The organism is Variovorax sp. Varisp53 (assembly GCF_059491555.1).
On the sequence record NZ_CP168512.1, the window covers coordinates 4,253,022 to 4,278,409 of the forward strand.

Here is a 25,388-nt window from a genome sequence, read left to right on the forward strand (position 1 = left end):
AAACACATGGCTCAAAAGATTTCCCTCACCCGCTACCTCGTCGAACAACAACGCGCCGACGGCCTCATCCCCGGCCAGCTGCGCCTGCTGCTCGAAGTGGTCGCGCGCGCCTGCAAGAGCATCAGCCAGGCCGTCAACAAGGGCGCGCTGGGCGGCGTGCTCGGCACCGCCGAGAGCGAGAACGTGCAGGGCGAGATCCAGAAGAAGCTGGACATCATCGCCAACGAAGTGCTCATCGAGGCCAACGAATGGGGCGGCCACCTCGCGGCCATGGCCAGCGAGGAAATGGACAGCATCTACGTGGTGCCCAACCGCTACCCGCAGGGCGAATACCTGCTCATGTTCGACCCGCTCGACGGCAGCAGCAACATCGACGTGAACGTCAGCATCGGCACCATCTTCAGCGTGCTGAAGAAGCCCGACGACCACCCCGGCGTGCAGGAAAGCGACTTTCTGCAGCCCGGCACCCAGCAGGTGGCCGCCGGCTACTGCATCTACGGCCCGCAGACGACGCTGGTGCTGACCGTGGGCAACGGCGTGGCCATGTTCACCCTCGACCGCGAGCAAGGCAGCTTCGTGCTGACGCAGGAAGACATCCAGATTCCGGCCGACACCAAGGAATTCGCGATCAACATGAGCAACATGCGCCACTGGGACGAGCCCATGAAGCGCTACATCGACGAATGCCTGGCCGGCAAGGAAGGCCCGCGCGGCAAGGACTTCAACATGCGCTGGATCGCCAGCATGGTGGCCGACGTGCACCGCATCCTGATGCGCGGCGGCGTCTTCATGTACCCGTGGGACAAGCGCGAGCCCGAAAAGGCCGGCAAGCTGCGCCTGATGTACGAGGCCAACCCCATGAGCTGGCTGGTCGAGCAGGCCGGCGGCGCCGCGACCAACGGCAAGCAGCGCATCCTGGACCTGCAGCCCACGAAACTGCATGAGCGGGTGAGCGTGATGTTGGGTTCGCGTAACGAAGTTGAGCGGTTGACGCAGTACCACGCCGAGAAGCCTTGATTTCTTGGCTATAATCTGAGGCTTCGCCGGTGTAGCTCAGTCGGTAGAGCAGCTCATTCGTAATGAGAAGGTCGGGTGTTCGATTCATCTCTCCGGCACCAAAACTAAAAGCCCGCTATCCAAAAAGGTAGCGGGCTTTTTCGTTATGCGGAATTTGGCCCGCCATCGAACGATGGCGGGCCTTTTGGTTTGCCGCGTCGAGTTCAGCTACGAAGCCGCCGACACCTCGCTCAACCATTTCAGGGCCAGCGCAGGCACGACCTCCGTCGCCCTGCCCTGCAGGAAAGTGAAGCCATGCGGCACCTCTTCCATGTCGAGCGCAACCAGCACCTTCTGCGCGGTGCGGTCCGCGTATCGAACAAGAGATGCAGCCGGATGGACCGTGAGCGACGTGCCCACCACCAGCACGCGCGCTGCGGTGGCCACGTGCTCTTCGGCTTCCTCGAAGTGCTGCACGGCTTCGCCAAACCAGACGATGTCGGGCCGCAGTTGCGTGCCGTCTTCGCACAGCTGACCCATTGCGATGGGATCGCTGTCGATGCGATAGCGCTTCGGGTCGGACTCGGGCGTTCCGCGCGCATACGCGAGTTGCCCGTGCAGATGCAGCACGTTGCGCGAGCCCGCGCGCTCGTGCAAGGCGTCGACGTTCTGCGTGACGATCACCACCTCATACGCTGGCTCGAGTGAGGCGATCGCGATGTGCGCGGCATTCGGCTGTGCCTGCCATGCCTTCTCACGCCGCTCGTTGTAGAAGGCAAGCACCGCCTCCGGGTGCCGCTGCCAGCCGTCCGGGCTTGCGAGCTCCTGCCACGAGTAGCTGTTCCACAAGCCCTTGGCATCGCGGAACGTGGGCAGGCCGCTCTCGGCGCTCACGCCGGAGCCCGAGAGCACGACGATCTTGTTCGGCTGGACCCGGGATTTCATGCTTCGGCACTCCTTTGGCTTTGCTGTTGAATTATTGGCTCCCCGAACACGGATCGAACGTGTGACCTGCGCATTAACAGTGCGCCGCATCTACCAGCTGAGCTATCGGGGAAAAATGGATTGAAGAATGTGATGTGAATGGAGGCGCGGACCGGAGTCGAACCGGTCTGGACGGATTTGCAATCCGCTGCACAGCCGCTTTGCTACCGCGCCGAAAACTGCTGCTGATTTGTGGAGGGAAGAAGATGGTGGATCGTCTTCGAGTCGAACGAAGTATTCCAAAGGAGGCGGGGTTACAGCCCGCTGCAGTCGCCAGTGCTGCTCACGATCCGCGAAGAGACGAGTTGATGAATGGCGTTCCGCAGGGGAGTCGAACCCCTGGCTTCCTCCTGGACAGGGAGGCACTCTGGCCACTGAGTTAGCGGAACGAGGAAGAAAAAGAGTGACTGGCGCGCGCGGAAGGAGTCGAACCTTCAACCGTTGGGTTTGGAGTCCAGTGCTCTGCCAATTGAGCTACACACGCGAAGAGAAAAAATAGATGGTCTGAGTGGCAGGATTTGAACCTGCAGCCTCCTGCTTCCAAGGCAGGCCGTCTACCAGATTGACACTACACCCAGAGAAATCTGTTCGAGAAAATTGGTGCCCCGGGGGAGACTCGAACTCCCAGAATTCCGCTTCTAAGGCGGACACGTTTGCCAGTTTCGTCACCAGGGCTGAATAGGTGATGTGAGGCGACGATCCGTTCCAGTGGCCGGTCTCGCCTCGTTGCTTGCGAATTTTTAAAGAGCGTTCACGGGGCTGGAGCCCGATGTCATGCAGCACGATCGCTGCCTGAAAAGATTGAGTGAGGCAAAAACAAAGAGACCCGGAACCTTGCGGTGTCCGGGCCTCTGCTTGAGAGAGCTTGGGAGGTCTGCGTCTACACGCATCCTCCACCCGGTTGCACCTGATCCTTGCAATCGCTCGGCCACAGATTGGCCTGCGGCTCTTGCATGGGGTACGGGTATTGATCGAGTTGCTGCAACGACGGCAGCAGACCAAAGCCAAGGCCGTCACGCGACGCGACACGCACGAACACATTGCCCGATGCGGGGCAGGTGCTGTAGATGCGGATCTGTGCGGCTTTCACGATATGTCCTGTTGGCGTTGAGTGGATTGGACTGTAAATAGTCTTTACACAATCGTCAACAACTTTGATCGACTTTTTTTGAAGTCCCGTGGTGGCCACACAGCCCACGCGACAAGCTCATCAAGGCAGCCACTATCGCGCACCAGCCACGATCGCAATCCCCCGAATCTGCCCTGCCCCCGGCGCACGCTCCGGCTTCGCATAGTGCGCCGGTGCAAACCGGTGCAGCAGCTCCGCCTCCTGCACCTTCGCGGCTTCGAGGTTCGCGAGCTTGACGTGGCCGAAGCCGCGAATCGACAGCGGCAGTGCCGCGATGCGCGCGGCCGTTGCCTGGTTGCCGGCCGAGAGTTCGCCGGCCATCGCATCGAACAGCCCGTCGAAATGCGCGATCAGCTCGCGCTCCGTACGCCGCTCGCCGGTGCGGCCGAACGGATCGAACGCCGTGCCGCGCAACCGCTTGCCCTGCGCCAGCCAGCGCATGGCGGGCAGCATCCAGCCGCCGATGCGGATCTTGGCGGGCGCATGCCCGTTCGCGGCGCGCGAGACCAGCGGGGGCGCCATGTGGAATTCGAGCTTCAGGTCGCCTTCGAACTGCTCCGACAGCTTCTTCACGAACTCGCCGTCGGTGTAGAGCCGCGCCACCTCGTACTCGTCCTTGTAGCTCATGAGCTTGAGCAGGCTGCGCGCCGCGTTGCGCGTGAAAGGCAGGCTCGCATCGCCGCCCGCCAGTGCAGCCTCGCGCGCACGCAGGCTGCGGATGCGCGCCTCGAAACGGTCTGCCCACGCGGCGTTCTGGTAGCCCGTCAGGTGGCGGCGTGCATCGGCGATCAGCACGTCGAGCGGGCGCTCGTCGGCCTGCGAAGCGTGTGCGTCCGTGGGCGCTGCGCGCAACTGGTCGAGCGCCGCAGGGTCGCCCGCCGCGAGCCGCCCCAGCGAGAACGCCGATTGATTGGCCGCCACGGCCACGCCGTTCAGCTCGATCGCATGCATCAGCGCCTCAAGGCTCAGCGGCACCAAGCCGCGCTGCCATGCATAGCCCGCCGCCACGATGTTCGCCGCCAGCGTGTCGCCGAGGAATTCTTCCGCGAGGCTTTGCGCGTCGAAGGTCTCGACCTGCTCCTCTCCGGCGACGAAGCGCATCTTCTCCAGCAGCAGGTCCACATGCAGATCGGCATCGGGGTTGCGCAGCGACTCGGCCACCGGAATCTCGTGGATGTTCGCCAGCACGCGCGTGCGTCCGTGCCGCACGGTCTGCAGCGCATCGGCCGACGCGCCGACCACCACGTCGCAGGCGAGGATGGCGTCGGCCTGCTGCGTGTCGATGCGCACCTGGTGCAGCCGCTCGCGCGAATCGGCCAGCCGCACGAAGCTCAGCACCGAGCCGCCTTTCTGCGCGAAGCCCATGAAGTCGAGCACGCTCGCGGCCTTGGCTTCGAGGTGCGCGGCCATCGCGATCACCGAGCCGACGGTCACCACGCCGGTGCCGCCCACGCCGGTCACGAGCAGGTCGTACGGCGCGGCCCACACATGCTCTGCGGGGTGCGGCAGTGCGGCCACGCGATGCAGGAAGGCGTCGCGCCCAGCGGCCAGCGCGCCGCTCTTGCGGCGCAGCTTGCCGCCTGTCACGCCCACGAAGCTGGGGCAGAAGCCTTTGGCGCAGGAATAGTCCTTGTTGCAGCTGGTCTGGTCGATCTTGCGCTTGCGGCCCATCGGCGTTTCGTGCGGCAGCACGGCCACGCAGTTGCTCTGCACGGCGCAGTCGCCGCAGCCTTCGCACACGGCTTCGTTGATAAACAGGCGCTTGGGCGGATCGGCCAGCTCGCCCTTCTTGCGGCGGCGGCGCTTCTCGGCCGCGCAGGTCTGTTCGTAGATGAGCACGGTCACGCCGGCCATTTCGCGCAGGCGGCGCTGCACGTCGTCGAGCGCGGCGCGGTCGTGGAACTCGGTGCCTTTGGGAAAGCGGTCCTTGATGTCGTCGTACTTGCCGATGGCATCGCTGACGACGACGACTTTGCTCACGCCTTCGGACTCGACCTGCCGCGCGATGGCGTCCACGCTGATCGCGCCGTCGACAGGCTGGCCACCGGTCATCGCCACCGCGTCGTTGAACAGGATCTTGTAGGTGAGCGTCGCCTTGGCCGCCACGGCCTGCCGGATCGCGAGATAGCCCGAGTGGTAGTAGGTGCCGTCGCCCAGGTTCTGGAACACGTGCGGCGTCTTCGTGAACATGGCGTGCGAGATCCAGTCGACGCCCTCCCCGCCCATCTGGATCAGCCCTGCCGTGCTGCGGTCCATCCAGTTGGCCATGAAGTGGCAGCCGATGCCGGCGCGCGCAGTCGAGCCTTCGGGCACCTTGGTGCTGGTGTTGTGCGGGCAGCCGGCGCAGAAGTACGGCACGCGCTTGACGGCGTCGCTCGCGTTGCCGAGCAGCTCGGGCGGCGTGAAGTCGCGCACGTGCTGCAGGTGGTCGCCCAGGTCGTGGTTGTCGGGGAAGTGCACGGCCAGCCAGTGCGCGACCAGCTCGATGAGCCGCGACGGGCGCAGTTCGCCGAGCGCCGACACCAGCGGCTGGCCTTCGCGGTCGTGCTTGCCCACGAGCAGGGGCCGCGCATTGGCCGGTGCGTTGTAGAAGATGTCGCGCAGCTGCGTCTCGACGACCGCGCCCTTCTCCTCGACGACGAGGATTTCTTCGAGCCCCTGCGCAAAGGCCTTGATGCGCGTCTGCTCCACCGGAAAGCTCAGGCCGATCTTGTAGAGCCGCACACCGGCGCGGGCCAGTTGCTCCGGCGACAGTTCGAGCCGGCGCAGCACCTCCATCAAGTCGTGATGCGCCTTGCCGCAGGTGACGATGCCCACCTTCGCGTGCTCGCTCACGATGACGTAGCGGTCGATGCTGTTGCGCTTGGTGAATGCGGCCACGGCCGCGAGCTTGTCTTCGAGCCGCGACTCGATGCGCAGCGAAGGCAGGTCGGGCCAGCGGTAGTGCAGACCGTCCGCTGGCGCGCGATGGCCGGTGGCGGCGCGCACGGTGTCGGCGTCTTCCCAGGCCTCGACGCGCGCGTTGACCACGTCCAGGTCCACGGTGCCCGCGCTTTCGACCACCTCCGACAGCGCCGCCATGCCGACCCACGCCCCTGAGTAGCGCGACAGCTCGTAGCCGTACAGGCCGAACTCCAGGTACTCGGCGATGCACGAGGGCTGCATCACCGGCATGCGCCAGGCCATGAAGGCGTGGTCGCTCTGGTGCGGCATCGACGACGACACGCAGCCGTGGTCGTCGCCCGCCACCACCAGCACGCCGCCATGCGGCGACGAGCCGTACGCGTTGCCGTGCTTGAGCGCATCGCCCGCGCGGTCCACGCCCGGGCCCTTGCCGTACCACATGGCGAACACGCCTTCGACGGTGCGCTCGGGGTCGGACTCGACGCGCTGCGTGCCCAGCACCTGCGTGGCCGCCAGCTCTTCATTGACGGCCGGCACGAAGCGGATGCCCGTTTCCTTGAACCGTTCGCCGGCCTTCCAGATCGCCAGGTCGACCATCCCCAGCGGCGAGCCGCGGTAGCCGCTGACGAAGCCCTGCGTGTGCAGGCCGCGCTGCACATCGCGTCGGCCCTGCATCACCAGCACGCGGATCAGTGCCTGCGTGCCGGTGAGGAAGACCGAGCCCGACGGGGCCCAGAGGTTGTCGGAGAGCTGGTAGCCGGGCCGCCTGAGTGCGGTCGCGTTGTGTGGGGCGTTCATGCCCGGAATTGTTCTGCGATGCCCCGCGGAAGTGCTTCTTCAATACACTGGCGCCAACCCTTGTTTGAAGAATAATCTTCTCGGAGTTCGCCATGAACGTCGATTCTCTTTCTCTTGACGAGCATTGCCTCAAGATTCTTTCTGCACTGCAGCATGACGGCCGCCAGACGGTGCAGCAGATTTCAGAGACCGTAGGCCTGTCGCCCACGCCCTGCTGGAAGCGCATCAAGGACATGGAGGCGGCCGGCGTCATCCGCGGCTACACGGCGCTGGTCGACCCCGAACTGGTGGGCCTGCACGTGTCGGCCGTGGCCGAGGTGAACCTCGACCGCCATAGCGAGGCGATGGTGCAGCGCTTCGAGGAGGCCGTGGCCGCGAGCCCGCAGATCATCCGCTGCGTGTCGGCCACCGGACCGGCGGACTACATCCTCAACGTGACCGTGCCGGACATGAAGCACTACGAACGCTTCCTGCACGAGGTGCTGTTCAGCCTGCCCGGCGTGACGCACGTGCGCTCGAGCATCGTGCTGCGCGAGATCAAGTCGGAGACAGCGCTGCCGCTCGACCACCTGCTGCCTGGCAAGGCACGCGCCGCTGGGCCGCGGCGAAGCTAGGGCTGCATGGCTACGCCATCTTCCCCGCGTCATGAGCCTGGCAGTAGGCCTTCCAGTCGCTCTCGACTTGCGTTGCGCACTGGTGCGCAGCGTCCAGCAGGTCGCGGCGCCACGACTTGGCCGAGGTGCCGAAGTCGATCAGCGCGTCTGCGATGGCCGAGCCCTGGCGCCCCGAACTGCGCAGGTGCGCCCAGGCCATGAGTTGCCCCATCTCTTCGATCACGCCGCTGACCTGGCCCAGTCCGGTGCGGCGCACGTCGAGGCTCACCCGGTCCTCGCTGGGCTGCAAGTCGCGCAGCACATAGGAAGAGTTGCCATCGACGATCGGGTGCAGGAAGGCCATCGACACAGCCTGCATGCGGCGCTGGATTGCCACCACGCGATGCGCCTGCGATGGCCACGCGGGCTGCCTGATCTTCAGGTGCGGCACGAGCGACGACGACGTTGCCTGCTTCAGGTCGAGCAGGTAGTTGCCGTCGGGCGAGCCCTTGCCTTCGACCAGGACGACGTAGCGCTCCATTCCCAGGCTGCCGGTGCCGGCGATGCGCCGCGCCACGTCGAGCACCCTGAAGAAGCCCGGGTTGTCCTGCGACGCCGCGAATGCGTCGATCAGCCTGGCCGCCCGGTCGCGCCCGTCCTTGTCAGCTCGCAGCGCGTGCTCGCCGTCGCGGCGAATGCGCCGGCCGCCGTTCTTCCGTTCGGTGCGTTTGTCGAGAAAGGCGGCGCGCGTGCGGGCCTTGAGCGTCGCGAGCAGTTCATGAATGAGGCCGCTGGCGGTGTCGCGCTCCACCCAACGGGCTTTGCCGAGCGCCAATGCATCGGCATAGCCTTGGAGAAACACCTTGCACAGCGCGTTCGAATCGTCGGGGGTGGCGCGCAGGCTGCCGCCGGCCACCAGGATGCTCGACAGGAAGCGCACCAGTTCCCACGTCACAGGCGCCAGTGCCGACTCGTCGAAGTCGTTGAGATCGAAGTAGGCGAGCCGGTTGTCGCCCTTGTAGCTGCCGAAGTTCTCCAGATGGGCATCGCCGCACAGCCAGGCCGCTGGCGCCTTGGTGAACAGCGCATCGGCCGGCAGGCGGTCGTAGAACAGGTGGCAGGTGCCGCGCAGGAAGACGAAGGGATTGGCGCGCAGATTGGCGTACTTCATCACCAGGCGCTCGGGGTCGCGCCCGGCGTTGAAGTTGCGGATGATCTTGGCGACGTTCAGCATGGCGTTGTTCGTTTCCCGCTTGAATGAGCGGCAGATTCTCGGCCAACGCGTGCCGATACCCGGCTTTGCCTGCCGGGCGCGCTTTTTTCAGGGCATGTCGGGCCTGCCCATGCCGAGCGAGCGCAGCACGGCCGCCGTGCGCGTCTCGACGCCCAGCTTCACGTAGACGTGCTCCAGGTGCTTGTGCACGGTGCGCGGGCTGATCGCCAGCAGGGCGGCGATCTCGGCGTCGGTCTTGCCGCGCGAGAGCCACTGCATGACCTCGCCCTCGCGGGGCGTGAGGCCGGGGGGCGGTGCGTTCATGGCCGGCCCATCGGGCAACGGCGGCTCGGTGCGGTGGGCCAGCCGGTATAGCAAGGCCACCGCCACCGCATGCTCCAGCCCCACGCGCCGGCAGTAGTCGGCCTGCAGTTCGGCTTGGCGAAATTCGCGCCGGCCCGGTGCCTTGGCGACGTGCAGGGTCGTGCGCAAGCCATTGCTGCCGGCCTCGCGATGCCGCACGGGCGAATGCCCGGACTCCAGCTGCTCCAGCAGGCGAAGTGCGCTTGCGCAGTCGTTGCGCGTCAGGTGCGTCATGGCATGCCCCTTTCACGGCACATACGCATTGCTGCGTATGGCGCCTGCATGCATCGAGACGCAGGATGCTCGCAGGCCCTTGCCGCCGACTCAGTATAGGCAGGCAAGCGCCGCGTATGCCGACGGCGGGCGAAGGGGATACACATGGCTATCGACGAAACACGGCTTAACGCGTTCATGGGTAACTTCGTCCATGACATCGGTGCCGTGATGCACGCAGCCACCATCGTCGTAGGCGACCAGTTGGGCCTGTACAAGGCGCTGGCCGAAGGCCCCGCCACCGCCGAGGCGCTGGCCCGCCGCACCCAGACCGACCCGCGCTACCTGCGCGAATGGCTCTCGGCACAGGCCGCCAGCGGCTATGTGCAGTACGAACCGAAGGGCGAGTTGTTCTCGCTGTCCGAGGAGCAGGCCTTCGCGCTCGCGGAGGAAGGCAGCCCGGCCTTCGTACCCGGCGCCTTCCAGATCGCCGTGGCGCAGTTCAAGGCTATTCCCAAGATGGTCCAGGCCATGCGCACGGGCCTGGGCATCGGCTGGCACGAACACGACCCCGCCCTCTTCAACGGCACCGAGCGTTTCTTCCGGCCCGGCTATGCGGCCAACCTGGTGAGCCAGTGGATTCCGGCGCTCGAAGGTGTCGGCCCGCTGCTGGAGCGCGGCGCGCGCGTGGCCGACGTTGGCTGCGGGCACGGTGCATCGACGCTGCTGATGGCGCAGGCCTATCCGGAGTCCAGCTTCGTCGGCTTCGACTACCACGCACCTTCGATCGAACGCGCGCGCGAAACGGCGCGCAAGGCCGGCATCGACGATGCGAAGCGCCTGCGCTTCGAGGTCGCGAGCGCGAAGGACTTTCCCGGCGAAGACTACGACCTGGTTGCGTTCTTCGACTGCCTGCACGACATGGGCGACCCCGTCGGCGCAGCGGCGCACGTGCGGCGAAGCCTCAAGCCGCAGGGCACGTGGATGCTCGTGGAGCCGTTCGCCAACGACCGGCTGGAGGACAACATCAACCCCGTGGGGCGCGTGTTCTATTCAGCGTCGAACTTCATCTGCACGCCGGCCTCGCGCTCGCAGGAGGTGGGTCTTTGCCTCGGTGCGCAGGCGGGCGAGGCGCGCCTGCGCGACGTCGTCACGCAAGGCGGATTCACGCATTTCCGCCGCGCCAGCGAGACGCCATTCAACCTGATTTTCGAAGCACGTCCGTGAGGACATTCCAGGAGCTGCCATGTCACGCCAATACATCGACTGCCGCGAGTATCCGAGCACGATGAACTGCAGTGTCGCGCTGTCCGCAGACAGCGAGAGCGAACTGCTCGATGCCGCCGTCCAGCACGCCGTGGCCGTCCACGGCCACACCGACACGCCCGAATTGCGCAAGCAACTGGCGAGCATGTTCAAGACCGGCACGCCGCCGGTGCAAGCGCCCGCACAGAAGGCTCCCGCCTGAGACGATCCTGCGCGGACCCGAGCGCCGTTTCGCACGGCGATGAATACCTTCGGGTGCTTGCAATGAGCACCCGCCGATGAAATCCGAGCAGCCCGCTTGAGTGCTGCCTTGCCCGCCGAGCGCGCTTTCCGAAGTCGCGCTATGGTTCGCTGCCACCACGGCGAACCAGACAAGAAGGCGGGTCCATGATCGATCTCAACATCAACGGCCAGTCCGTTGCCCTCAACGCTCCCGACGACATGCCGCTGCTCTGGGCACTGCGCGACGTCGTCGGCCTCACCGGCACCAAGTTCGGTTGCGGCATCGCGCAGTGCGGCGCCTGCACCGTGCACCTCGACGGCCAGCCCGTGCGTTCATGCGTGCTGCCGATCGGCACCATCGGCAAGAAGGCCGTCACCACCATCGAAGCCGTTTCGCAGACACCGGCCGGCAAGAGCATCCAGAAGGCGTGGCTCGACGTCGACGTGGTGCAGTGCGGCTACTGTCAGTCCGGCCAGATCATGTCCGCGACCGCGCTGCTAAAGCGCACGCCCAACCCGAGCGACGCCGACATCGACATGGCCATGTCGGGCAACATCTGCCGATGCTGCACCTACTCGCGCATTCGCGCGGCCATCAAGCAGGCCGCCACCGGCAAGGCCGAGGTGCTGCAGTCAGTCGTCGCGATGCCTGTCAGGAGCGCATCGTGAAGCCGGCCGCCGTGGGTGCCGTGGGTATCAGCCGGCGCGGCGCACTGCAGGCCGGTGGCCTTGCGCTGGCCTTCACCTGGGTCGGCGGGAGCAAGGCGTTTGCCGCCATCAGCCCGCGGCAGCAGCCCGCCGACGCGGCCGCTGCGCTGGCGGATGGCAACCCCGCCTTCGCGCCGAACGCGTTCATTCGCATCGACGCCGATGGCGGCGTGCGCCTCGTGATGCCGATGGCCGAGATGGGCCAGGCCATCTACACCGGCTCGGCGATGCTGCTGGCCGAGGAGCTCGGCGTCGAGCTCGACCAGGTGCGCGTGGAGCACTCGCCGCCGAACGAGGCGCTGTACGGCATGCCGCTGCTCGGCGGCCAGATCACCGGCGGCTCGACCAGTACGCGCGGCACCTACGGCGTGCTGCGCGAGGCCGGCGCCGTGGCGCGCACGCTGCTGGTGAGCGCTGCCGCCGCGCAGTGGAAGGTCGATGCTGCGAGCTGCACGGTCGCGCGCGGCGTGGTGAGCCACGCGCCGTCGAACCGGCAACTCGGCTTCGGCGCGCTCGCCGGTGCGGCCGCCAAGCTGCCGATGCCCGCCAAGGTGACGCTGAAGGAACCGAAGGATTTCAAGCTCATCGGCCAGCCGCTGCGGCGCGTCGACTCGGCCGGCAAGGTCGACGGCAGCACGCAGTTCGGCATCGACGTGCGCCTGCCGGGCATGAAGGTGGCGACGGTCAAGGCCTGCCCCACGCTCGGCGGCGTGCTGGCCTCGGTGGACGACAAGGCCGCGCGTGCGATTCCGGGCGTGATCGACGTGCTCCGCATCAAGGACGCGGTTGCGGTGGTGGGTGAGCATTTCTGGGCCGCGAAGCGGGGTCTCGATGCATTGAACGTGCAGTGGACGCCGGGACAGAACGCCGCGCTCACCACGCAGCAGCTGCGCGCGGCGCTGGCCGGTGCGCTGGCGAAGGACAAGGCGATGGGCGGCAAGGAAACGGGCAAGCGGCCCGAAGGCACGCTGGTTCAGGCGACCTACGACCTGCCGATGCTGGCCCACGCAACGATGGAACCGCTCAACACCACGGTGCACGTGCGGCCCGGCGAGTGCGAGATCTGGGTCGGCACGCAGGTGCCAACGCGCTGCGTGAGCGCCGCGGCCAAGGTCACCGGCCTTGCGGAAGACAAGGTCGTGCTGCACAACCAGTACCTGGGCGGCGGCTTCGGCCGCCGGCTCGAGACCGATTCGGTCGAGCAGGCCGTGGCCTTCGCCAAGCAGGTGCCCTACCCGCTCAAGGTGGTGTGGACGCGCGAGGAAGACATTCGCCACGACATCGTGCGGCCTATGTACCACGACGACATCTCGGCTGTGGTCGACGGCGACGGCCAGATCCTCTGGTTCGGCGACCGCATTGCGGGCGGCACGGTGCTGGGCCGATGGGCTCCGGCCTTCATGGGCAAGGACGGCATGGACAGCGATCTGATCGAATGCGTGGCCGAGCCCTGCTACGACCTGCCGAACCTCAAGGTCGAGTGGGTGCGGCACGACATGCCGCCCGGTTTGAACGTCGGCTGGTGGCGCGGCGTGGGGCCGACGCACAACCTCTTCGTGATGGAGAGCTTCATCGACGAACTGGCGCAGCGCGCGAAGAAAGACCCCGTGACCTATCGGCGCGCGATGCTGAAGAAGAACCCGCGCACGCTCGCGGTGCTCGACCTGGCCGCCGACAAGATCGGCTGGGGCAAGGGCACGCTGCCGGCCCGCGTCGGGCGCGGCGTGGCCGTGGGCGATGCATTCGGCAGCCGCGTGTGCGCCATCGTCGAGGTCGAGGTCACGCCGCAGGGCGAGGTGCGCATGCGGCGCGCGGTGGTCGGGCTCGACTGCGGCATTGCCGTGAACGCGAGCTCCATCGAGGCGCAGATCCAGGGCGGCCTGCTGTTCGGCCTGAGCGCCGCGCTCTTCAGCGAGATCACGCTGCGCGAAGGCGCCATCGAGCAGAGCAACTTCCACGACTACCGGATGCTGCGCATCAACGAGGCGCCGCCGGTCGAGGTCCATACCGTCAAGAGCGGCGAGGCGCCCGGCGGGCTCGGCGAGGTCGGCACCGCCATTGCGGCGCCCGCACTCGCCAACGCGATCTTCGCGGCCACGGGCGTGCGGCTGCGCGCGCTGCCGGTGAACCGTGCGCTGCTGGCGCAGGACAAGGAGGCGCTGAAGAAAAAGATCGCCGATGCCGGGCACGGCGCAAGGAGCGCGGCATGAAGCGGTTCCTCAAGGTGCTGGTCGTGCTGTTCGTCGTTGGCGCGGCGCTGTATTTCTTCCTGAACCGCACCGACGGTTCCGAGGGCGAGGCGCCGGTGCTGGCCGGTGCGCCGGCCGATGCGGCGCTGCTGGTGCGCGGCGAATACCTCACCAAGGCCGCCGACTGCATCGCCTGCCACACGGTGCCCGGCAAGGGGCAGCCCTTTGCGGGCGGCCTGCCCTTTGTACTGCCCTTCGGCACGATCTACTCGTCGAACATCACCGCGGACCCGGCCACGGGCATCGGCAACTGGAGCGACGACCAGTTCGTGCGCGCGCTGCACGACGGCGTGGGCGAGGACGGCAAGCGCCTGTACCCGGCGTTCCCGTACACCTCGTACACCGCGCTGAGCCGCAAGGACATCCTCGCGATCAAGGCGTACATCTTCAGCCTGCCCAAGGTGAACCAGCCGAACAGGGAGGCCGACCTGGGCTTTCCGTTCAACCAGCGCTGGGCCATGGGTTTCTGGAATGCGGCCTTCTTCAAGAGCACCCGTTTCGAGGCCGATGCGTCCAAGCCGCCGGCATGGAACCAGGGCAAGTACCTCGCGACGGCGCTCGGCCACTGCGCGGAATGCCATACGCCGCGCAACTTCGCCTTCGCGATGGAAAGGGGCAACGACCTCGCGGGCGAGTCGGTCCAGGGCTGGCGCGCATACAACATCACGTCGGATGCGAAGAACGGCATCGGCGCATGGAGCGATGCCGAGCTTGCCTCGTACCTCACGACCGGGTATGCCGAGGGCCGAGGCTCGGCTTCAGGGCCCATGGGCGAGGCAGTGGAACACAGCCTGCAATACCTGAAGCCGGAGGACGCCTCGGCGCTCGTGAGCTACCTGCGCACGGTGCCGGCGAAGTCGGGCAAGGCGCCGATCGAGGTCGATGCGAAGGCACCGTGGGCCGTTGCGGCGAGTGCGGCGGCACCGGCCGCCAACACGGCCGAGGGCCACGAGCAAGGGCTCAGGCTCTTTGCTGCGGCATGCGCGAGCTGCCACCAGTGGAACGGGCAAGGCCAGCAGACGGCCAACGCATCGCTGCTGGGAACGCGCGGTGTGAACGACCCCGATGGCTCCAACGTCACGCAGATGATCCTGCAGGGCGTGAGGATGCGCGTGCACGACAAGGAGGTCTACATGCCGGCCTTCGGCAAGGCCTACACGGACACCGAAGTCGCGGCGCTCGCCAACTACGTGATCGCGCAATTCGGCAACAAGCAGGGCACGGTGACGCCGGAGTTCGTCGCGAAGCAGCGCATGCAGTGACGCCCCCTCCCCCGGGGGAGGACCGGATCGGCCGCAACGGCCGCAACGGCCGAACAGTGCTGTATCCGGCACGAAACATCGGTTACTTTAAGACACAGTTCGAAGGAGTTCCGCGGCAGTCGGCGCTCCGCCCCTGACGCCTGCGGCCCTCGAGATCGGCCCCAAGAGGCCCGCGCCGTCGCGCCGCGAGCCATGCCGAGAGGTCACGGCCCCGGCTGCATGCTCCCACGCACTCCCCGTCGGCCTCCTCAGGGGTACCCGGTTCCGGGCATATCGCCGCCCCATACGCGTACTTACATTTTGTCTTGCAAACAGAAACCAAGACATCTGCATGCGCAAGAAGAGAGTGCTCCGGCGCACGGGAGCCTGCCCGCCAGGTAACGAACGGACGATTGAAGCCATGAACAAGATTTTTCGAACCCTGTGGAATCCAACGCTCGGCACTTGGGTCGCCGCCCCCGAAACCTCGCGCGGCCACGCGCGGTCAGCGCGGCTGGGCGAACTGGGGGCCGTGGCCGTGGCGGTGCTGCTCCTGGGCGCCGGGCCGGCGTTGGCGGCTGGCGGCGCCGGCGGCCAGCCCGTCGGCGACCCGACGCTGCACGCCGGTAGCGGCGGCAGCAACGGCAGCGGTGGCAGCGGCGGGCTCAACGACACCACGGTGGGCGCCAGCGGAGGAGCCGGTGGGTCGTCGACCGATACCGGCGTCACGGCGGGCTCCAACGCGAACATCGGCTCCTTCGGCGGCGCCACCGCCGGCACGGGCGGCGCGGCAGGAACCACCAGCAACGTCGTCGGCCCGGGCGTGATGCAGGGCGACAACGGCGGCGCGGGCCAGTCCCAGACCGGCGACTTCAGCAACGGCAACGGATACGGCGGCGGCGGCGGGGGTGGCTTCCAGGGCGCGTCGATCGGCAGCGGCGTCTCTTCCTCCTCGGACAGCTACACGGGCGGCACCGGGGGCGCGGGCGGCAACGGCTTTTGGGCGGCCGGCGGCGGCGGCGCGGGAGGCTATGGGTCCATCCTCATCGGCCCGCTCGGCAACTACACGGCCTCCGGCAGTTCGACGGGCGGCGCGGGCGGCCAGGGCGGCGGCGCCTTCTCGCAAAGCGGTGGCGGCGGCAGCGGCGGCGGCGGGTTCTTCCTGAACGCCACGACGCCGGGCCTCACGTTCACCAACAGCGGCACCATCGCGGGCGGGGCCGGCGGCGCAGGCGGGTCCGAATTGCTGCCGGCGCGCAGCAACGCCTCGGGCGGCGGCGGCGGCGCCGGCGGCAACGGCATCACGCTGACCGGCAGCGTCGTGACCGTGGTCAACACCGGCGCAGTCACGGCTGGCGCCGGGGGTGCTGGCGGAGCCGGCGGCGGCGGCGCGGGAGGCACCGGCGCGCCGGGCGCTGGCGGCGACGGCGGCATCGGCCTGGGGGCCACGGGCGCCGGGGCAACGATCACCAACAGCGGCTCCATCGCCGGTGGCGCCGGCGGCATCGGCGGCGCCAACAGCAACGGGGGCGCGAGCGGCGCGAACGGTGCAGGCGGCGTGGGCGTGATGGGCGCCAACCTCGCCATCAGCAGCAGCGGCGCCATCTCCGGCGGACTGGGCGGCGATGGCATCACCCGCGCGTCGGCCGTGCAGTTCACTGGCGGCAGCAACAGCCTCACCTTGAACACCGGCGCGGCGCTGTCGGGCGCCGTTGCCATCGACAGCGGCGCCACGGCCAGCATCATCGCCGGCGCGGGTGGCCTGAGCCTGGGCAATGCCCTGCTGCTGGGCGTCACGGGCACCTTCAACACCAACGGCCACGACATGGGCTGGACGGGCCCGATCTCGGGCGCCGGCAGCCTCGTGAAGGACGGCGCGGGCACCCTCACCCTGAGCGGCGCCAACATCTACACCGGCGCCACCAACGTCGCCGCCGGCACCTTGCGCGCCGGCGCTGCCAGCACCTTCAGCAGCATCAGCGCCTTCACGTTCGCCTCGGGCGCGACGCTGGACCTGGCCGGCCAGAGCCAGACCATCGCATCCATGGCCAACGGCGGCACCGTCTCGCTGCTGGGCGGCGCGCCCGGCACCATCCTCACGGTCACAGGACCGTGGGTGGGCAACGGCGGCACGCTGCGCCTGGGCACGGCGCTGGGCGACAGCACCAGCGCGAGCGACCGGCTGGTCCTCAGCGGCAGCACCGCCATTGCCAGCGGCACGACCAACGTGCAGATCACCAACCTGGGAGGCCTGGGTGCGCTGACCGCCGGCAACGGCATCGAAGTCGTCAGCGCGCTGAACGGCGCCACGACCACCGCGCAGACCACGAAGAGCGCCTTCGCCCTGGCGGGCGGCCACGTCGATGCCGGCGCCTTCGAGTACCGGCTGTACGCCGCCGACGCGACCGGCGCAGGCGAGAACTGGTACCTGCGCTCCAGCGCCGTCATCGTCCCGCCGGCCGGTGGCGGGAACGGTGGCGGTACTGGCGGCGGCACTGGGGGTGGTACTGGCGGCAATGGTGGCGGCGTGATCGTGCCAACTTACCGCGCCGAAGTGCCGCTGTACGCGGCGCTGCCCGAGCAGCTGCGCCAATCCAACCTGGCGATGCTGGGCAACATGCACCAGCGCGTGGGCGACGACGGCCCGGCCGGTGCCAACACGGCCACGCCGGACCAGGGCTACCGCCAGACCTGGGCGCGCCTCATCAGCACGAACCGCACCATCGACCAGAGCGGCACGGTCAGCCCCGCGAGCAACGGGCGCCTCACGGGCTTCCAGGCCGGCACCGACCTGTGGGCCGACGCCAACTGGCGCGCCGGCGTCTATATCGGCGAACTCGACGGCGACGTGCGCGTGACCGGCTTCGCCCGCGGCCTTGCGAACTACGCGGCCGGTTCCAACGACCTGCAGAACCAGTACCTGGGCGCCTATGCCACCTGGAAGAACGGCAGCGGCCTGTACGTGGACGGCGTGCTGCAGGCCGGCCGCCACCGCTACACGGCGGCACCCACGCTGGGCTTCGGCAGTTCCGGCAGCGGCAACAGCCTGCTGGCCTCCATCGAGGTGGGCCAGGCCTTCCCCATCGCGCCGAACTGGACCCTCGAGCCCCAGCTGCAGCTGGTGCACCAGCGCGTGAGCCTGCACGACACGGGCATCCCGGGCGCCCTGGTGCAGCAGGACAGCCACAGCGGCTGGCTGGCGCGCGCGGGCGTGCGGGTCAAGGGCGAGATCACCACCTCCGCCGGCCTGCTGCAGCCCTACGTGCGGGTCAACGTCTACCGCAGCGGCGGCGGCACCGACCTCACCCGTTTCATCGGCCCCGCGGCGTACACCGACATCGCCACGCGCACCGGCGGCACCAGCACCGAGCTGGCGGCAGGCGCCACGCTGCAGCTGACGCCGAACATGAGCCTGTACGCGGAGCTGGGCAAGCTGTGGGCCTCGGGCGGCGCCACGCGCACGAAGAGCAGCATCGACGCCAGCGTGGGCGTGAAGGTCCGCTGGTAAGGCACTGCCGCTGCGTCAGTGCGGCGCGGCGCCGAGATCCGCGCGAACCGCCGCGACGACGGACAGCACCGCGTCGATCACCGCATCCGGGTCGTCGAACTGGATGTCGTGACCGGCGTTCGGCAACAGCACCTGCCTGCCTCGCGAGGACCATGTCGCCTCGTCCTCGTGCAGCTGCTTCCAGATGGCCTGTACCTGCGTGCCCTGCGCGGGCGTGATCTTCATCCCCCGGAGCTCCGCCTCGGTGTACGGTGCCATCGCGGTGAGCACCACCAGCGGGCGGTTGCCCAGGTCGCGGAAGGCGCCGGCCTCGGCGAGCATCGCGTCGGTCGCATCGCTTTCCACCAACTGCGTGCCCAACGACTTCGGCGCAAAGGCGCGGATCGCCTGCGCATCGCGCGCAGCCTGGTTCCGCGCCTGCGGCAGCAGCGAGGGAGCCGCCGCGCGCAGCAGGCCGGACCACGCAAGCGACACGGCGATGCGCGAGCGCAACGACCGCGTCTCCGTCATGAAGTCCGCGACGCGCGCGACCTGGTCCGGATGCGAAGGGTCGACGAGAACCAGCCCCGCCACCTCGGCGCCGAAGTGCCTCGTGAAGCTCGTGGCGAAGAGGCCGCCCAGCGACTGGCCGACCAGCACGTAGGGGCCTTGCTCGCCCGCACGGGCGAGTGCCGCGTGAAGATCGTGCGCCACCTGCCTTGCGCTGTGAGGCGCCTCCGAAGGATCGCTCCACATCAGCCCCGCGCGGCTGTATGAGCAGGCGCGTGTGTGCGCTGCGATCTTCGGCTGGACGGCCGACCAGCTCAACGAACCGTCGGCGCTCAGGCCTGCTTCGAACACGACGGTCGGCGAGCCGGAGCCTCGGCAATCCAGCTGGATTCTTCGCCCGCCGATGTCGACCATCTTCCCGGGCGCGGGGAAGTCGCGCGCCGCGCGGTAGCGGCCGGCCTGCTCGTACACGACGCCCATGAGGATGGCCAGGGCGACGATTGCAGCGCTCCAAAGGATCATGCGCATCACCAGAAGTTTCGACGAGTGCTTCACTGATCCCGATGGTGCCACCACCGGCGTTCTCTCACGACGGCTTTCCATGGTCGTCCATCGACAACGCAGATTTGCCGTACGCGTACTTTCCGCTTCAGCTTATCGACCGCACCCTTTGTGCAATCGATCTTTCGCTGTCGGCGCGCAGCCTTTTGGCTATCTTGAAAAAACCTGCCTGGAATGCGCTACTCCATGCACGCCAAAAGGGAATGAAATTTTCGCTGGCGCAGTGCGAGCCACGGGGCAGATGTGACGGGAAACACAGTTGGGAAGCGAAAGCGCTGTCAACTACCGTTGCAATCCGTAGCATCCGGAAGGTTCATAAAACGAAATGTTCGAAGGAGGATCAGATGGTCGCCCTCTCACCACAGACTCCGTGGTCCGTCGCATGGGCTCCACGCACAGCGGCGGAAGGCCGCGTGCACGGGGAGCATGCCGAGCGAAGCGCGCGGGCCGCGCCATCTGTTGCAACCGACGCCGCACCCGCCCTGCAAACTGCGCCGCGCAGGCCCTGCGCCTATGTGTTCATCGCGAACCTGCCGCACCTCATTGAAGCCTACGGGCAGGATTTCGGAGCCGCCGCCAGCCTGGAAATACAGCGCCGCCTGTGCGCCCACTTCCTCACCTCGGCCGCCACCGACATGGCCCGGCTGCGCGACGACTGCTTCCTGCTGTGGGCCAACGACGCGTTCGTCTGCGGCGCGCGCAACATCCGTGAGCTGCCGCACGACGTGCGCCACCGGAGCCGCCCCATCGAGACGCTGCTTGCCGTGCTTGGCGCCGAACCGGTGCGTGCGAAGGGCATCGCCGCGATGGTGCAGTTGCATGCCGACTGGATCGAGGTGCGTCCGCCCGAGCAGCTCGGCACGTCGGAGATCGAGTTCGCCCTGTGGACTGCGCAACCGTTTCCGGATTTGCGCGAGAACAGGGCCGACGAATGGTGCCAGCGCTACCGCTCCGACATGGAAGTCGCCGTGCGCGTCAGCGAAGCGCTGCGCACCGAGGCGCTCTCCTTCGAATGGCAGCCTGTGGTGCACGCTGGCGGCAATGCCAGCACCTTCTACCTCGCAGGGCGCGTGCGTCTGCCGCCGAGCCGCAGCGAACCGGCGCTTCTTGCACAGGAGGTGTTCTTGCCGTGCCTGCAGCGGCTGGGGCTGGCTCGCGCGTTCGATCGCATCGCGGTGCGCCAGGCCTTGGCGGAACTGCGGTCGCAAACCTCCGCGCACATCGGCGTGGGCATCTGCGCGCAGAGCACCAAGCTCGACCACTGGTGGGCCTCGCTGTGCTCGGCACTCGACGAAGAGCCCGCGCTGGCCTCGCGCCTCGTGATCGAGATCGTGGGCAGCGCCACGCTAGCCGATCTCGAGGCCGCCCACGACTTCTGCGTGCAGATGCAATTGCGCGGTTGCCGCATCGCCGTGCGGGACATCGGCGGCGGCAACGACAACCTCGCCGCGCTGCAGTCCTGCGGGCCTGACATCGTGAAGCTCGACGCGTCGCTGCTGCGGCGTGCGCGCGACGACACCTTCGGCATCGAGTGCCTGCAGGGCATGATTTCCCTTTGCACGCACTTCGCGGCCCAGGTCGTGGTCGACGGCATCGAGCGCGAAGACGACATGCACATCGCTTCGCGCGTGGGCGCGCGGTGGCTGCAGGGCTACGGCGTGCGTGGCACCGAGCCGGCCGCCAGGCCTGCTGCTGTCGCTCCCGGGCATCCTTTCGGGTGACTCGATCCCCGGCACGGATTTTCTTCAACCATGTACCTGAACCCTCTCTTCGCCAACGTGTCGCAGGCCGAACGCGTTGCGCTGGTCCAGAGCAGCCAGCTGCGCTCCTACCGGCGCAATGAAGTGGTGCTCGCGGCCGGCAGCTCGAGCGATTGCGTCTATTGCGTGGCCAGCGGACTGCTGCGCGTGGTGGAGCATGGCAAGGGCCGCGCCCATGCCACCAATGTCACGACCGACTTCATCCGCCAGAACGAGTTCTTCATCGGTCCGTCTCTTTCCGAGGACACCTACCAGGCCAAGCACACGCTGGTCGCCGCGTTGCCCGCGGCAGTGCACCTCATCCCCGTCGTGGCGTTGCGCAAGATCTGCAGTTCGTACCCCGAGGTGGCCATCAGGCTGCTGGAACTCGCGATCGAACGCATGGCCGTCATGCGCAACCAGCTGCGGCGCATGTCGGCGCTGTCCACCGAAGACGTCGTGAGCCGCGTGCTGCACCAGCTGACCGTGCTGGCCCCCTCGAGCATGGGGGCGTTCGACAAGCGCATCTCCCAATCGGTGATCGCCTCTTACTCGGGTCTGTCGCGCGAAGTGGTCAACAAGACCATGCGCGACATGGAACAACGCGGCCTCGTGCGACGCGACGATCAAGGCGTGCACGTGCCCGCCAATTTCGCGTCCACCGACTTCGGCAGCCTCTTGCCCGCCGAGGAAAACCTGGCGCGTACCGAGCCGAACCAGGTCGAACCGATCTTCTTCGAGAGCTTCCCGGACCCGGCGAGCGCCCCATCTGGGCGCAAACCCGAGGACGATTGATCGCACTGCGCTATTTGAAGGCATCGATGTCCAAAGAAAAGAGCATGCGGATTGCCACGCGGCCCGAACAAGGCTCGCGGGAATCATCGTCCGTGCACACGGCCGGTTCCAACGGCGGCGAGCCGCGCATGGACGGGATCAGCAATGGAGTGCCACAAATCGATTCGTCGACTTCCTCAACCGCCGCTGCCCTGCTGTTCGCCAAAGCGGCTCAGCGGGAACTCGTCCTTCTGATGCGCCTGATTGCCGAGGGCGATTCGGCCACGGCGATGCGGATCGCGTGGTGCATCGTGGAACGGGGGCGTGCGGTCCTGGGGCCTGAACTACCGCCTTCGGCTTCGTTGCCGGCACAAGCGAAGGTCCCGTTGCAACCAGAGGAAACGCGCCTCCCGCCATCGGCGAGCTCGGGCACTGGAGGCCGCGCGCTCTCGCGTCGCGAACTCGACGTGCTTCGGATGATTTCTCAAGGCCTGAGCAACCGCCAGATTGCCGAACTGAGCCATCGCTCGCTGCACACGGTGGATGCGCATGCGAAGAGCATCTATCGCAAGCTGGCAGTGAAGTCGCGTGCCCAGGCGGTGCGCGATGCCATGCAGAAGGGCTTGATCGATCTGGAGGCCTGCGAATAGAAATAGCTGCCGCGGCGCGATGGGATGCTGTAGTAAGGAATCCCTAATTCGGGTGATTGCGTTTCGACCTGCCGGCTTTCATCATCGCAGCGTGCACCTGCATCCATTGATTGCCCGCTTGCCGCTGGTGGAACGTTCGGCCATCGGGCAGCTTTGCGAGCTGCGTTCATACGCTCGCAACGAGACCATCCTTGCGTCGAACGAATGGACGCGTTCGTTCTACTGCGTGGAAAGCGGCCTGGTGCGCGTGGTTGCCCAAGGCCGTGACGGCGCGCAGGAAGATACGGAAGTGACCACGGATTTCATTCGCCGGCACGACTTCTATCTTGGCGGCTCACTGAGCGAACCGCAGTATCTGGCTCCGCACAGATTGATCGCGGTGCTTCCCAGCACGATATACCTCGTTCCCGTGCCGGCGATCAGGGCGCTTTGCGAGCGGCATCACGGCATCGCACTGGAATTGCTTGGTGCAGAGGCTGCCCGCATGAATGTCCTGCGCCGTCAGATCAGGCGCATCTCTTCGCTTTCTTCGGAAGAGATGGTCGGCCGTGTACTCCACAAGATGACCCAGATAGCTCCCGCTGGCCACGAGGCCTACGACAAGCGCGTCACGCAGGGTGTCATCGCCTCCTACGCCGGCGTTTCTCGCGAGGTCGTCAACAGGACGATGCGGGAGATGGAAAGGCGCGGCGTGTTGCTGCGCGATTCGCAGGGCGTGCATGTTCCCCAGGACTTCGCGGGGACAGACTTCGGCTTGCCGCCTTCCACGCCGTAGCCGAACACACAAGAGCGAAAAAATAGCTGGAACCGGTGAGTTGCATTCGCCAGGGGGAGGCGGAAGAATCGAACAAAGATTTCATCCCGTTGTTTCTACACAGACATTCCATGCCTCACCTGTTCGTCGCTTGTCCGTGCAGCATCGCGCACCTTGGGCGCATTCATCGCAGTGGGTGGATGCGCCTGCTGCCCTGGCTGCGTCTTTATCGGTGTGCGAATTGTGGAAGACGCCAGCTTCGCTCCGAACGAGCGGTGGATGATGCGCGTGCGCGGGAGGCGAGCGCTGTGGGGTATACGGGACAGTGATGCGGGTCGGGTAATACGCTTCCGTATCGCTCGTTGGCAAGACAGGCGCCGTACAGCCACATGGCAGGTGGTATGTCCCTACGCCCACGGCCTCATCTCCGATGCTGGAACAATGCGTCCACCCATGGACGGCCTCGATCTCATCAAAACATTCCGCGAAGTCGCGTTCCGGCGCAGCTTCTCCCGCGCAGCGATCTCGCTGGGCATGTCCAAAGCCACGGTCAGCCGCTACGTGGCGGAGCTCGAAACCCGCAGCGGCGTGCGCCTGCTGAACCGCTCCACCCGCTCCCTGAGCCTGACCGACGCCGGCCAGGTGCTGCTCGACCGCAGCACCGAGCTGGTGACCATGGCCGAGAACACCCTGAACGACCTGCAGGCCCACGGCTCGCACCCGCGCGGACGCCTGCGCATGAGCGCGCCGCATGGGCTGATCGCCGGCTGGCTCTCGGACGTGATCGCCGAGTTCATCAAGCGCTACCCCGACGTGTACGTGAGCCTGGTGTTCACCAACGACGACCTCGACCTGATCGAGGAAGGCATCGACGTGCACCTGACCGGCGGACGCATCGACGACATGAACCTGATCGTGCGCCGGCTGGTGCAGTTCGACATGGTGGTCTGCGCCACGCCGGCCTACTGGGCGCAGCGCGGCATGCCGCAGACGCCCGAGGATCTGAGCCGCCACGAGGTGCTGAGCTACTCGGCGAAGCCGACCACCCACCTCCCCTTCGAGACCGACGGCAGGCAGTACGACGTGCCCGTGCACAGCCGCATGGAAGCCAACGACGCGGTCGCGCTGATCGAGCTGGCGCTGCGCAGTGTGGGCGTGGCCTACGTGCCCGAGCCGCTGGCGCAGTCGCACCTGGAGCGCGGAGCGCTGGTGCCGGTGCTGCGCGAGCACATGCCGCGCGACCATTGGCTGTACGCGGCCTACTCGCAGCGCCGCCACAACAGCGCCGCGATGCGCGCGATGCTCGACTTCCTGGAGCAATCGATGGGCGCCCTGACCGAGGGTCCGGCGCTGCCGCCCGCGCTACCGGTGGCGGTGATGCCGCCTGGATGCACCCGTTCCAAGGCGCAGGAGCAGGTCGGCAGTAGCCAATAGCGCCGAGCTGACCGAAGCTTGGGAGCGGCACGCGTTGTGTTGCAATCGCATTTTTTAAGATGCAGGCAGCACACGCGATGAGTACGCCCCTCCAGATCCGCCCTCCCACACCCGACGACTACGCGGCATGGAAGCCGCTGTGGGACGGCTACAACGCCTTCTACGGACGCGAGGGCGCGACCGCGCTTGCCGACGAGATCACGCAGGCCACCTGGCAGCGCTTCTTCGATGCCTACGAGCCGGTGCATGCGCTGGTCGCCGAGCGCGACGGGCAACTGGTCGGGCTCACCCACTACCTGTTTCACCGAAGCACCACGCGGCTCGAGCCGACCTGCTATCTGCAGGACCTGTTCACGCTGCCCTCAGAACGCGGCCGCGGCGTGGGCCGCCAGCTGATCCAGGGCGTTTACGAGCGCGCGAAGCACGCGGGCGTACGCCGCGTGTACTGGCAGACCCATGTGACCAACACGGCCGGCCGCACGCTGTACGACAAGGTCGCGACGCACGACGGCTTCATCGTCTACGGCACGCTGGTCTGAGCCTGCGAAAAATAGGCGATTTATCTTTTTCCTGCAACGCCGTAGAGTCAACGCCAGGGCA

At 67.1% G+C, this 25,388-nt stretch carries 20 protein-coding genes and 7 tRNA genes; 15 read left to right on the forward strand and 12 right to left on the reverse strand.

Annotation, left to right across the window (positions count from 1 at the left end; all coding sequences use genetic code 11):
* Positions 1–6 precede the first annotated feature (6 nt).
* Both ACEOAB_RS19870 and ACEOAB_RS19875 read left to right on the forward strand, forming a co-directional pair.
* Positions 7–1,017, forward strand: coding sequence for a class 1 fructose-bisphosphatase (locus ACEOAB_RS19870; RefSeq protein ID WP_056589738.1), 1,011 nt, complete (start codon positions 7–9; stop codon positions 1,015–1,017).
* 25 nt (positions 1,018–1,042) lie between these two features.
* Positions 1,043–1,118: transfer RNA gene (locus ACEOAB_RS19875), tRNA-Thr, on the forward strand.
* Between the two features lie 106 nt (positions 1,119–1,224).
* On the opposite strand, the gene ACEOAB_RS19880 is transcribed toward ACEOAB_RS19875, so the two are convergent.
* The 9 genes from ACEOAB_RS19880 to ACEOAB_RS19920 all read right to left on the reverse strand — a co-directional run bounded on the left by ACEOAB_RS19880 (position 1,225) and on the right by ACEOAB_RS19920 (position 6,811).
* On the reverse strand, positions 1,225–1,941 hold the full coding sequence (locus ACEOAB_RS19880) for an SIR2 family NAD-dependent protein deacylase (RefSeq protein ID WP_056589735.1): 717 nt from the start codon (positions 1,939–1,941) through the stop codon (positions 1,225–1,227).
* Positions 1,942–1,976: 35 nt separating this feature from the next.
* Positions 1,977–2,053: transfer RNA gene (locus ACEOAB_RS19885), tRNA-Asn, on the reverse strand.
* Positions 2,054–2,080: 27 nt separating this feature from the next.
* Positions 2,081–2,154 (reverse strand) — tRNA-Cys (locus ACEOAB_RS19890).
* 139 nt (positions 2,155–2,293) lie between these two features.
* Positions 2,294–2,369: transfer RNA gene (locus tag ACEOAB_RS19895), tRNA-Asp, on the reverse strand.
* 19 nt (positions 2,370–2,388) lie between these two features.
* A tRNA-Trp gene (locus ACEOAB_RS19900) sits at positions 2,389–2,464 on the reverse strand.
* Between the two features lie 16 nt (positions 2,465–2,480).
* A tRNA-Pro gene (locus tag ACEOAB_RS19905) sits at positions 2,481–2,558 on the reverse strand.
* Between the two features lie 20 nt (positions 2,559–2,578).
* Positions 2,579–2,655: transfer RNA gene (locus ACEOAB_RS19910), tRNA-Leu, on the reverse strand.
* Between the two features lie 205 nt (positions 2,656–2,860).
* Positions 2,861–3,070: a hypothetical protein gene (locus ACEOAB_RS19915; RefSeq protein ID WP_157610012.1), complete on the reverse strand. Its 210-nt coding sequence runs from the start codon at positions 3,068–3,070 to the stop codon at positions 2,861–2,863.
* 132 nt (positions 3,071–3,202) lie between these two features.
* The gene (locus ACEOAB_RS19920; RefSeq protein ID WP_413747927.1) at positions 3,203–6,811 is read right to left on the reverse strand and encodes an indolepyruvate ferredoxin oxidoreductase family protein; all 3,609 of its coding nucleotides are present in this window, start codon (positions 6,809–6,811) and stop codon (positions 3,203–3,205) included.
* Between the two features lie 92 nt (positions 6,812–6,903).
* On the opposite strand from ACEOAB_RS19920, the gene ACEOAB_RS19925 reads away from it, so the two are divergent.
* A complete protein-coding gene (locus tag ACEOAB_RS19925; protein WP_056589728.1) occupies positions 6,904–7,425 on the forward strand; it encodes an Lrp/AsnC family transcriptional regulator in 522 nt (173 codons plus the stop codon).
* Positions 7,426–7,435: 10 nt separating this feature from the next.
* On the opposite strand, the gene ACEOAB_RS19930 is transcribed toward ACEOAB_RS19925, so the two are convergent.
* Both ACEOAB_RS19930 and ACEOAB_RS19935 read right to left on the reverse strand, forming a co-directional pair.
* The gene (locus ACEOAB_RS19930) at positions 7,436–8,638 is read right to left on the reverse strand and encodes a DUF2252 domain-containing protein (RefSeq protein WP_413747926.1); all 1,203 of its coding nucleotides are present in this window, start codon (positions 8,636–8,638) and stop codon (positions 7,436–7,438) included.
* Positions 8,639–8,725: 87 nt separating this feature from the next.
* On the reverse strand, positions 8,726–9,214 hold the full coding sequence (locus ACEOAB_RS19935) for a helix-turn-helix transcriptional regulator (RefSeq protein WP_413747925.1): 489 nt from the start codon (positions 9,212–9,214) through the stop codon (positions 8,726–8,728).
* Positions 9,215–9,358: 144 nt separating this feature from the next.
* Between ACEOAB_RS19935 and ACEOAB_RS19940 the strand changes: the two genes are divergently transcribed.
* The 6 genes from ACEOAB_RS19940 (at position 9,359) to ACEOAB_RS19965 (ending at position 18,387) form a co-directional block, all read left to right on the forward strand.
* Positions 9,359–10,420, forward strand: coding sequence for a class I SAM-dependent methyltransferase (locus tag ACEOAB_RS19940; protein WP_413747924.1), 1,062 nt, complete (start codon positions 9,359–9,361; stop codon positions 10,418–10,420).
* Positions 10,421–10,439: 19 nt separating this feature from the next.
* The gene (locus ACEOAB_RS19945) at positions 10,440–10,661 is read left to right on the forward strand and encodes a DUF1059 domain-containing protein (protein WP_007835573.1); all 222 of its coding nucleotides are present in this window, start codon (positions 10,440–10,442) and stop codon (positions 10,659–10,661) included.
* Positions 10,662–10,846: 185 nt separating this feature from the next.
* Positions 10,847–11,350 carry a (2Fe-2S)-binding protein gene (locus ACEOAB_RS19950; RefSeq protein ID WP_056589718.1) on the forward strand — a complete coding sequence of 168 codons (504 nt, stop codon included), beginning with the start codon at positions 10,847–10,849 and terminating at the stop codon, positions 11,348–11,350.
* Entirely contained in the window at positions 11,347–13,599 is a 2,253-nt protein-coding gene (locus ACEOAB_RS19955; RefSeq protein ID WP_495653062.1) for a xanthine dehydrogenase family protein molybdopterin-binding subunit, read from the forward strand. Before ACEOAB_RS19950 ends, ACEOAB_RS19955 begins: the two co-directional genes overlap by 4 nt.
* Positions 13,596–14,900 (forward strand): c-type cytochrome, encoded by a 1,305-nt coding sequence (locus tag ACEOAB_RS19960; RefSeq protein ID WP_413751321.1) that lies wholly within the window; start codon positions 13,596–13,598, stop codon positions 14,898–14,900. Before ACEOAB_RS19955 ends, ACEOAB_RS19960 begins: the two co-directional genes overlap by 4 nt.
* A 400-nt stretch (positions 14,901–15,300) precedes the next feature.
* The gene (locus tag ACEOAB_RS19965; RefSeq protein ID WP_495653063.1) at positions 15,301–18,387 is read left to right on the forward strand and encodes an autotransporter outer membrane beta-barrel domain-containing protein; all 3,087 of its coding nucleotides are present in this window, start codon (positions 15,301–15,303) and stop codon (positions 18,385–18,387) included.
* Positions 18,388–18,402: 15 nt separating this feature from the next.
* On the opposite strand, the gene ACEOAB_RS19970 is transcribed toward ACEOAB_RS19965, so the two are convergent.
* On the reverse strand, positions 18,403–19,404 hold the full coding sequence (locus ACEOAB_RS19970) for an alpha/beta hydrolase (protein WP_413749302.1): 1,002 nt from the start codon (positions 19,402–19,404) through the stop codon (positions 18,403–18,405).
* Between the two features lie 377 nt (positions 19,405–19,781).
* On the opposite strand from ACEOAB_RS19970, the gene ACEOAB_RS19975 reads away from it, so the two are divergent.
* The 6 genes from ACEOAB_RS19975 to ACEOAB_RS20000 all read left to right on the forward strand — a co-directional run bounded on the left by ACEOAB_RS19975 (position 19,782) and on the right by ACEOAB_RS20000 (position 25,327).
* Positions 19,782–21,158, forward strand: coding sequence for an EAL domain-containing protein (locus ACEOAB_RS19975; protein ID WP_413749301.1), 1,377 nt, complete (start codon positions 19,782–19,784; stop codon positions 21,156–21,158).
* Positions 21,159–21,188: 30 nt separating this feature from the next.
* Positions 21,189–21,971 (forward strand): Crp/Fnr family transcriptional regulator, encoded by a 783-nt coding sequence (locus ACEOAB_RS19980; RefSeq protein ID WP_413749300.1) that lies wholly within the window; start codon positions 21,189–21,191, stop codon positions 21,969–21,971.
* Positions 21,968–22,600 carry a helix-turn-helix transcriptional regulator gene (locus tag ACEOAB_RS19985; RefSeq protein ID WP_413749299.1) on the forward strand — a complete coding sequence of 211 codons (633 nt, stop codon included), beginning with the start codon at positions 21,968–21,970 and terminating at the stop codon, positions 22,598–22,600. The genes ACEOAB_RS19980 and ACEOAB_RS19985 overlap by 4 nt, the downstream gene beginning before the upstream one ends.
* A 52-nt stretch (positions 22,601–22,652) precedes the next feature.
* Positions 22,653–23,375, forward strand: coding sequence for a Crp/Fnr family transcriptional regulator (locus tag ACEOAB_RS19990; protein ID WP_413749298.1), 723 nt, complete (start codon positions 22,653–22,655; stop codon positions 23,373–23,375).
* Positions 23,376–23,807: 432 nt separating this feature from the next.
* The gene (locus tag ACEOAB_RS19995) at positions 23,808–24,788 is read left to right on the forward strand and encodes a LysR family transcriptional regulator (protein ID WP_413749297.1); all 981 of its coding nucleotides are present in this window, start codon (positions 23,808–23,810) and stop codon (positions 24,786–24,788) included.
* A 77-nt stretch (positions 24,789–24,865) separates the two neighbouring features.
* A complete protein-coding gene (locus ACEOAB_RS20000; protein WP_413749296.1) occupies positions 24,866–25,327 on the forward strand; it encodes a GNAT family N-acetyltransferase in 462 nt (153 codons plus the stop codon).
* Positions 25,328–25,388: the final 61 nt, after the last annotated feature.

Excerpts from the sequence above, each read along its gene's own strand:
- ACEOAB_RS19870 (WP_056589738.1), top strand. The coding sequence starts at position 7 with ATGGCTCAAAAGATTTCCCTCACCCGCTACCTCGTCGAACAACAACGC.
- ACEOAB_RS19880 (WP_056589735.1), bottom strand. The coding sequence starts at position 1,941 with ATGAAATCCCGGGTCCAGCCGAACAAGATCGTCGTGCTCTCGGGCTCC.
- ACEOAB_RS19920 (WP_413747927.1), bottom strand. The coding sequence starts at position 6,811 with ATGAACGCCCCACACAACGCGACCGCACTCAGGCGGCCCGGCTACCAG.
- ACEOAB_RS19925 (WP_056589728.1), top strand. The coding sequence starts at position 6,904 with ATGAACGTCGATTCTCTTTCTCTTGACGAGCATTGCCTCAAGATTCTT.
- ACEOAB_RS19930 (WP_413747926.1), bottom strand. The coding sequence starts at position 8,638 with ATGCTGAACGTCGCCAAGATCATCCGCAACTTCAACGCCGGGCGCGAC.
- ACEOAB_RS19935 (WP_413747925.1), bottom strand. The coding sequence starts at position 9,214 with ATGACGCACCTGACGCGCAACGACTGCGCAAGCGCACTTCGCCTGCTG.
- ACEOAB_RS19940 (WP_413747924.1), top strand. The coding sequence starts at position 9,359 with ATGGCTATCGACGAAACACGGCTTAACGCGTTCATGGGTAACTTCGTC.
- ACEOAB_RS19945 (WP_007835573.1), top strand. The coding sequence starts at position 10,440 with ATGTCACGCCAATACATCGACTGCCGCGAGTATCCGAGCACGATGAAC.
- ACEOAB_RS19950 (WP_056589718.1), top strand. The coding sequence starts at position 10,847 with ATGATCGATCTCAACATCAACGGCCAGTCCGTTGCCCTCAACGCTCCC.
- ACEOAB_RS19960 (WP_413751321.1), top strand. The coding sequence starts at position 13,596 with ATGAAGCGGTTCCTCAAGGTGCTGGTCGTGCTGTTCGTCGTTGGCGCG.
- ACEOAB_RS19965 (WP_495653063.1), top strand. The coding sequence starts at position 15,301 with ATGAACAAGATTTTTCGAACCCTGTGGAATCCAACGCTCGGCACTTGG.
- ACEOAB_RS19970 (WP_413749302.1), bottom strand. The coding sequence starts at position 19,404 with ATGCGCATGATCCTTTGGAGCGCTGCAATCGTCGCCCTGGCCATCCTC.
- ACEOAB_RS19975 (WP_413749301.1), top strand. The coding sequence starts at position 19,782 with ATGGTCGCCCTCTCACCACAGACTCCGTGGTCCGTCGCATGGGCTCCA.
- ACEOAB_RS19980 (WP_413749300.1), top strand. The coding sequence starts at position 21,189 with ATGTACCTGAACCCTCTCTTCGCCAACGTGTCGCAGGCCGAACGCGTT.
- ACEOAB_RS19995 (WP_413749297.1), top strand. The coding sequence starts at position 23,808 with ATGGACGGCCTCGATCTCATCAAAACATTCCGCGAAGTCGCGTTCCGG.
- ACEOAB_RS20000 (WP_413749296.1), top strand. The coding sequence starts at position 24,866 with ATGAGTACGCCCCTCCAGATCCGCCCTCCCACACCCGACGACTACGCG.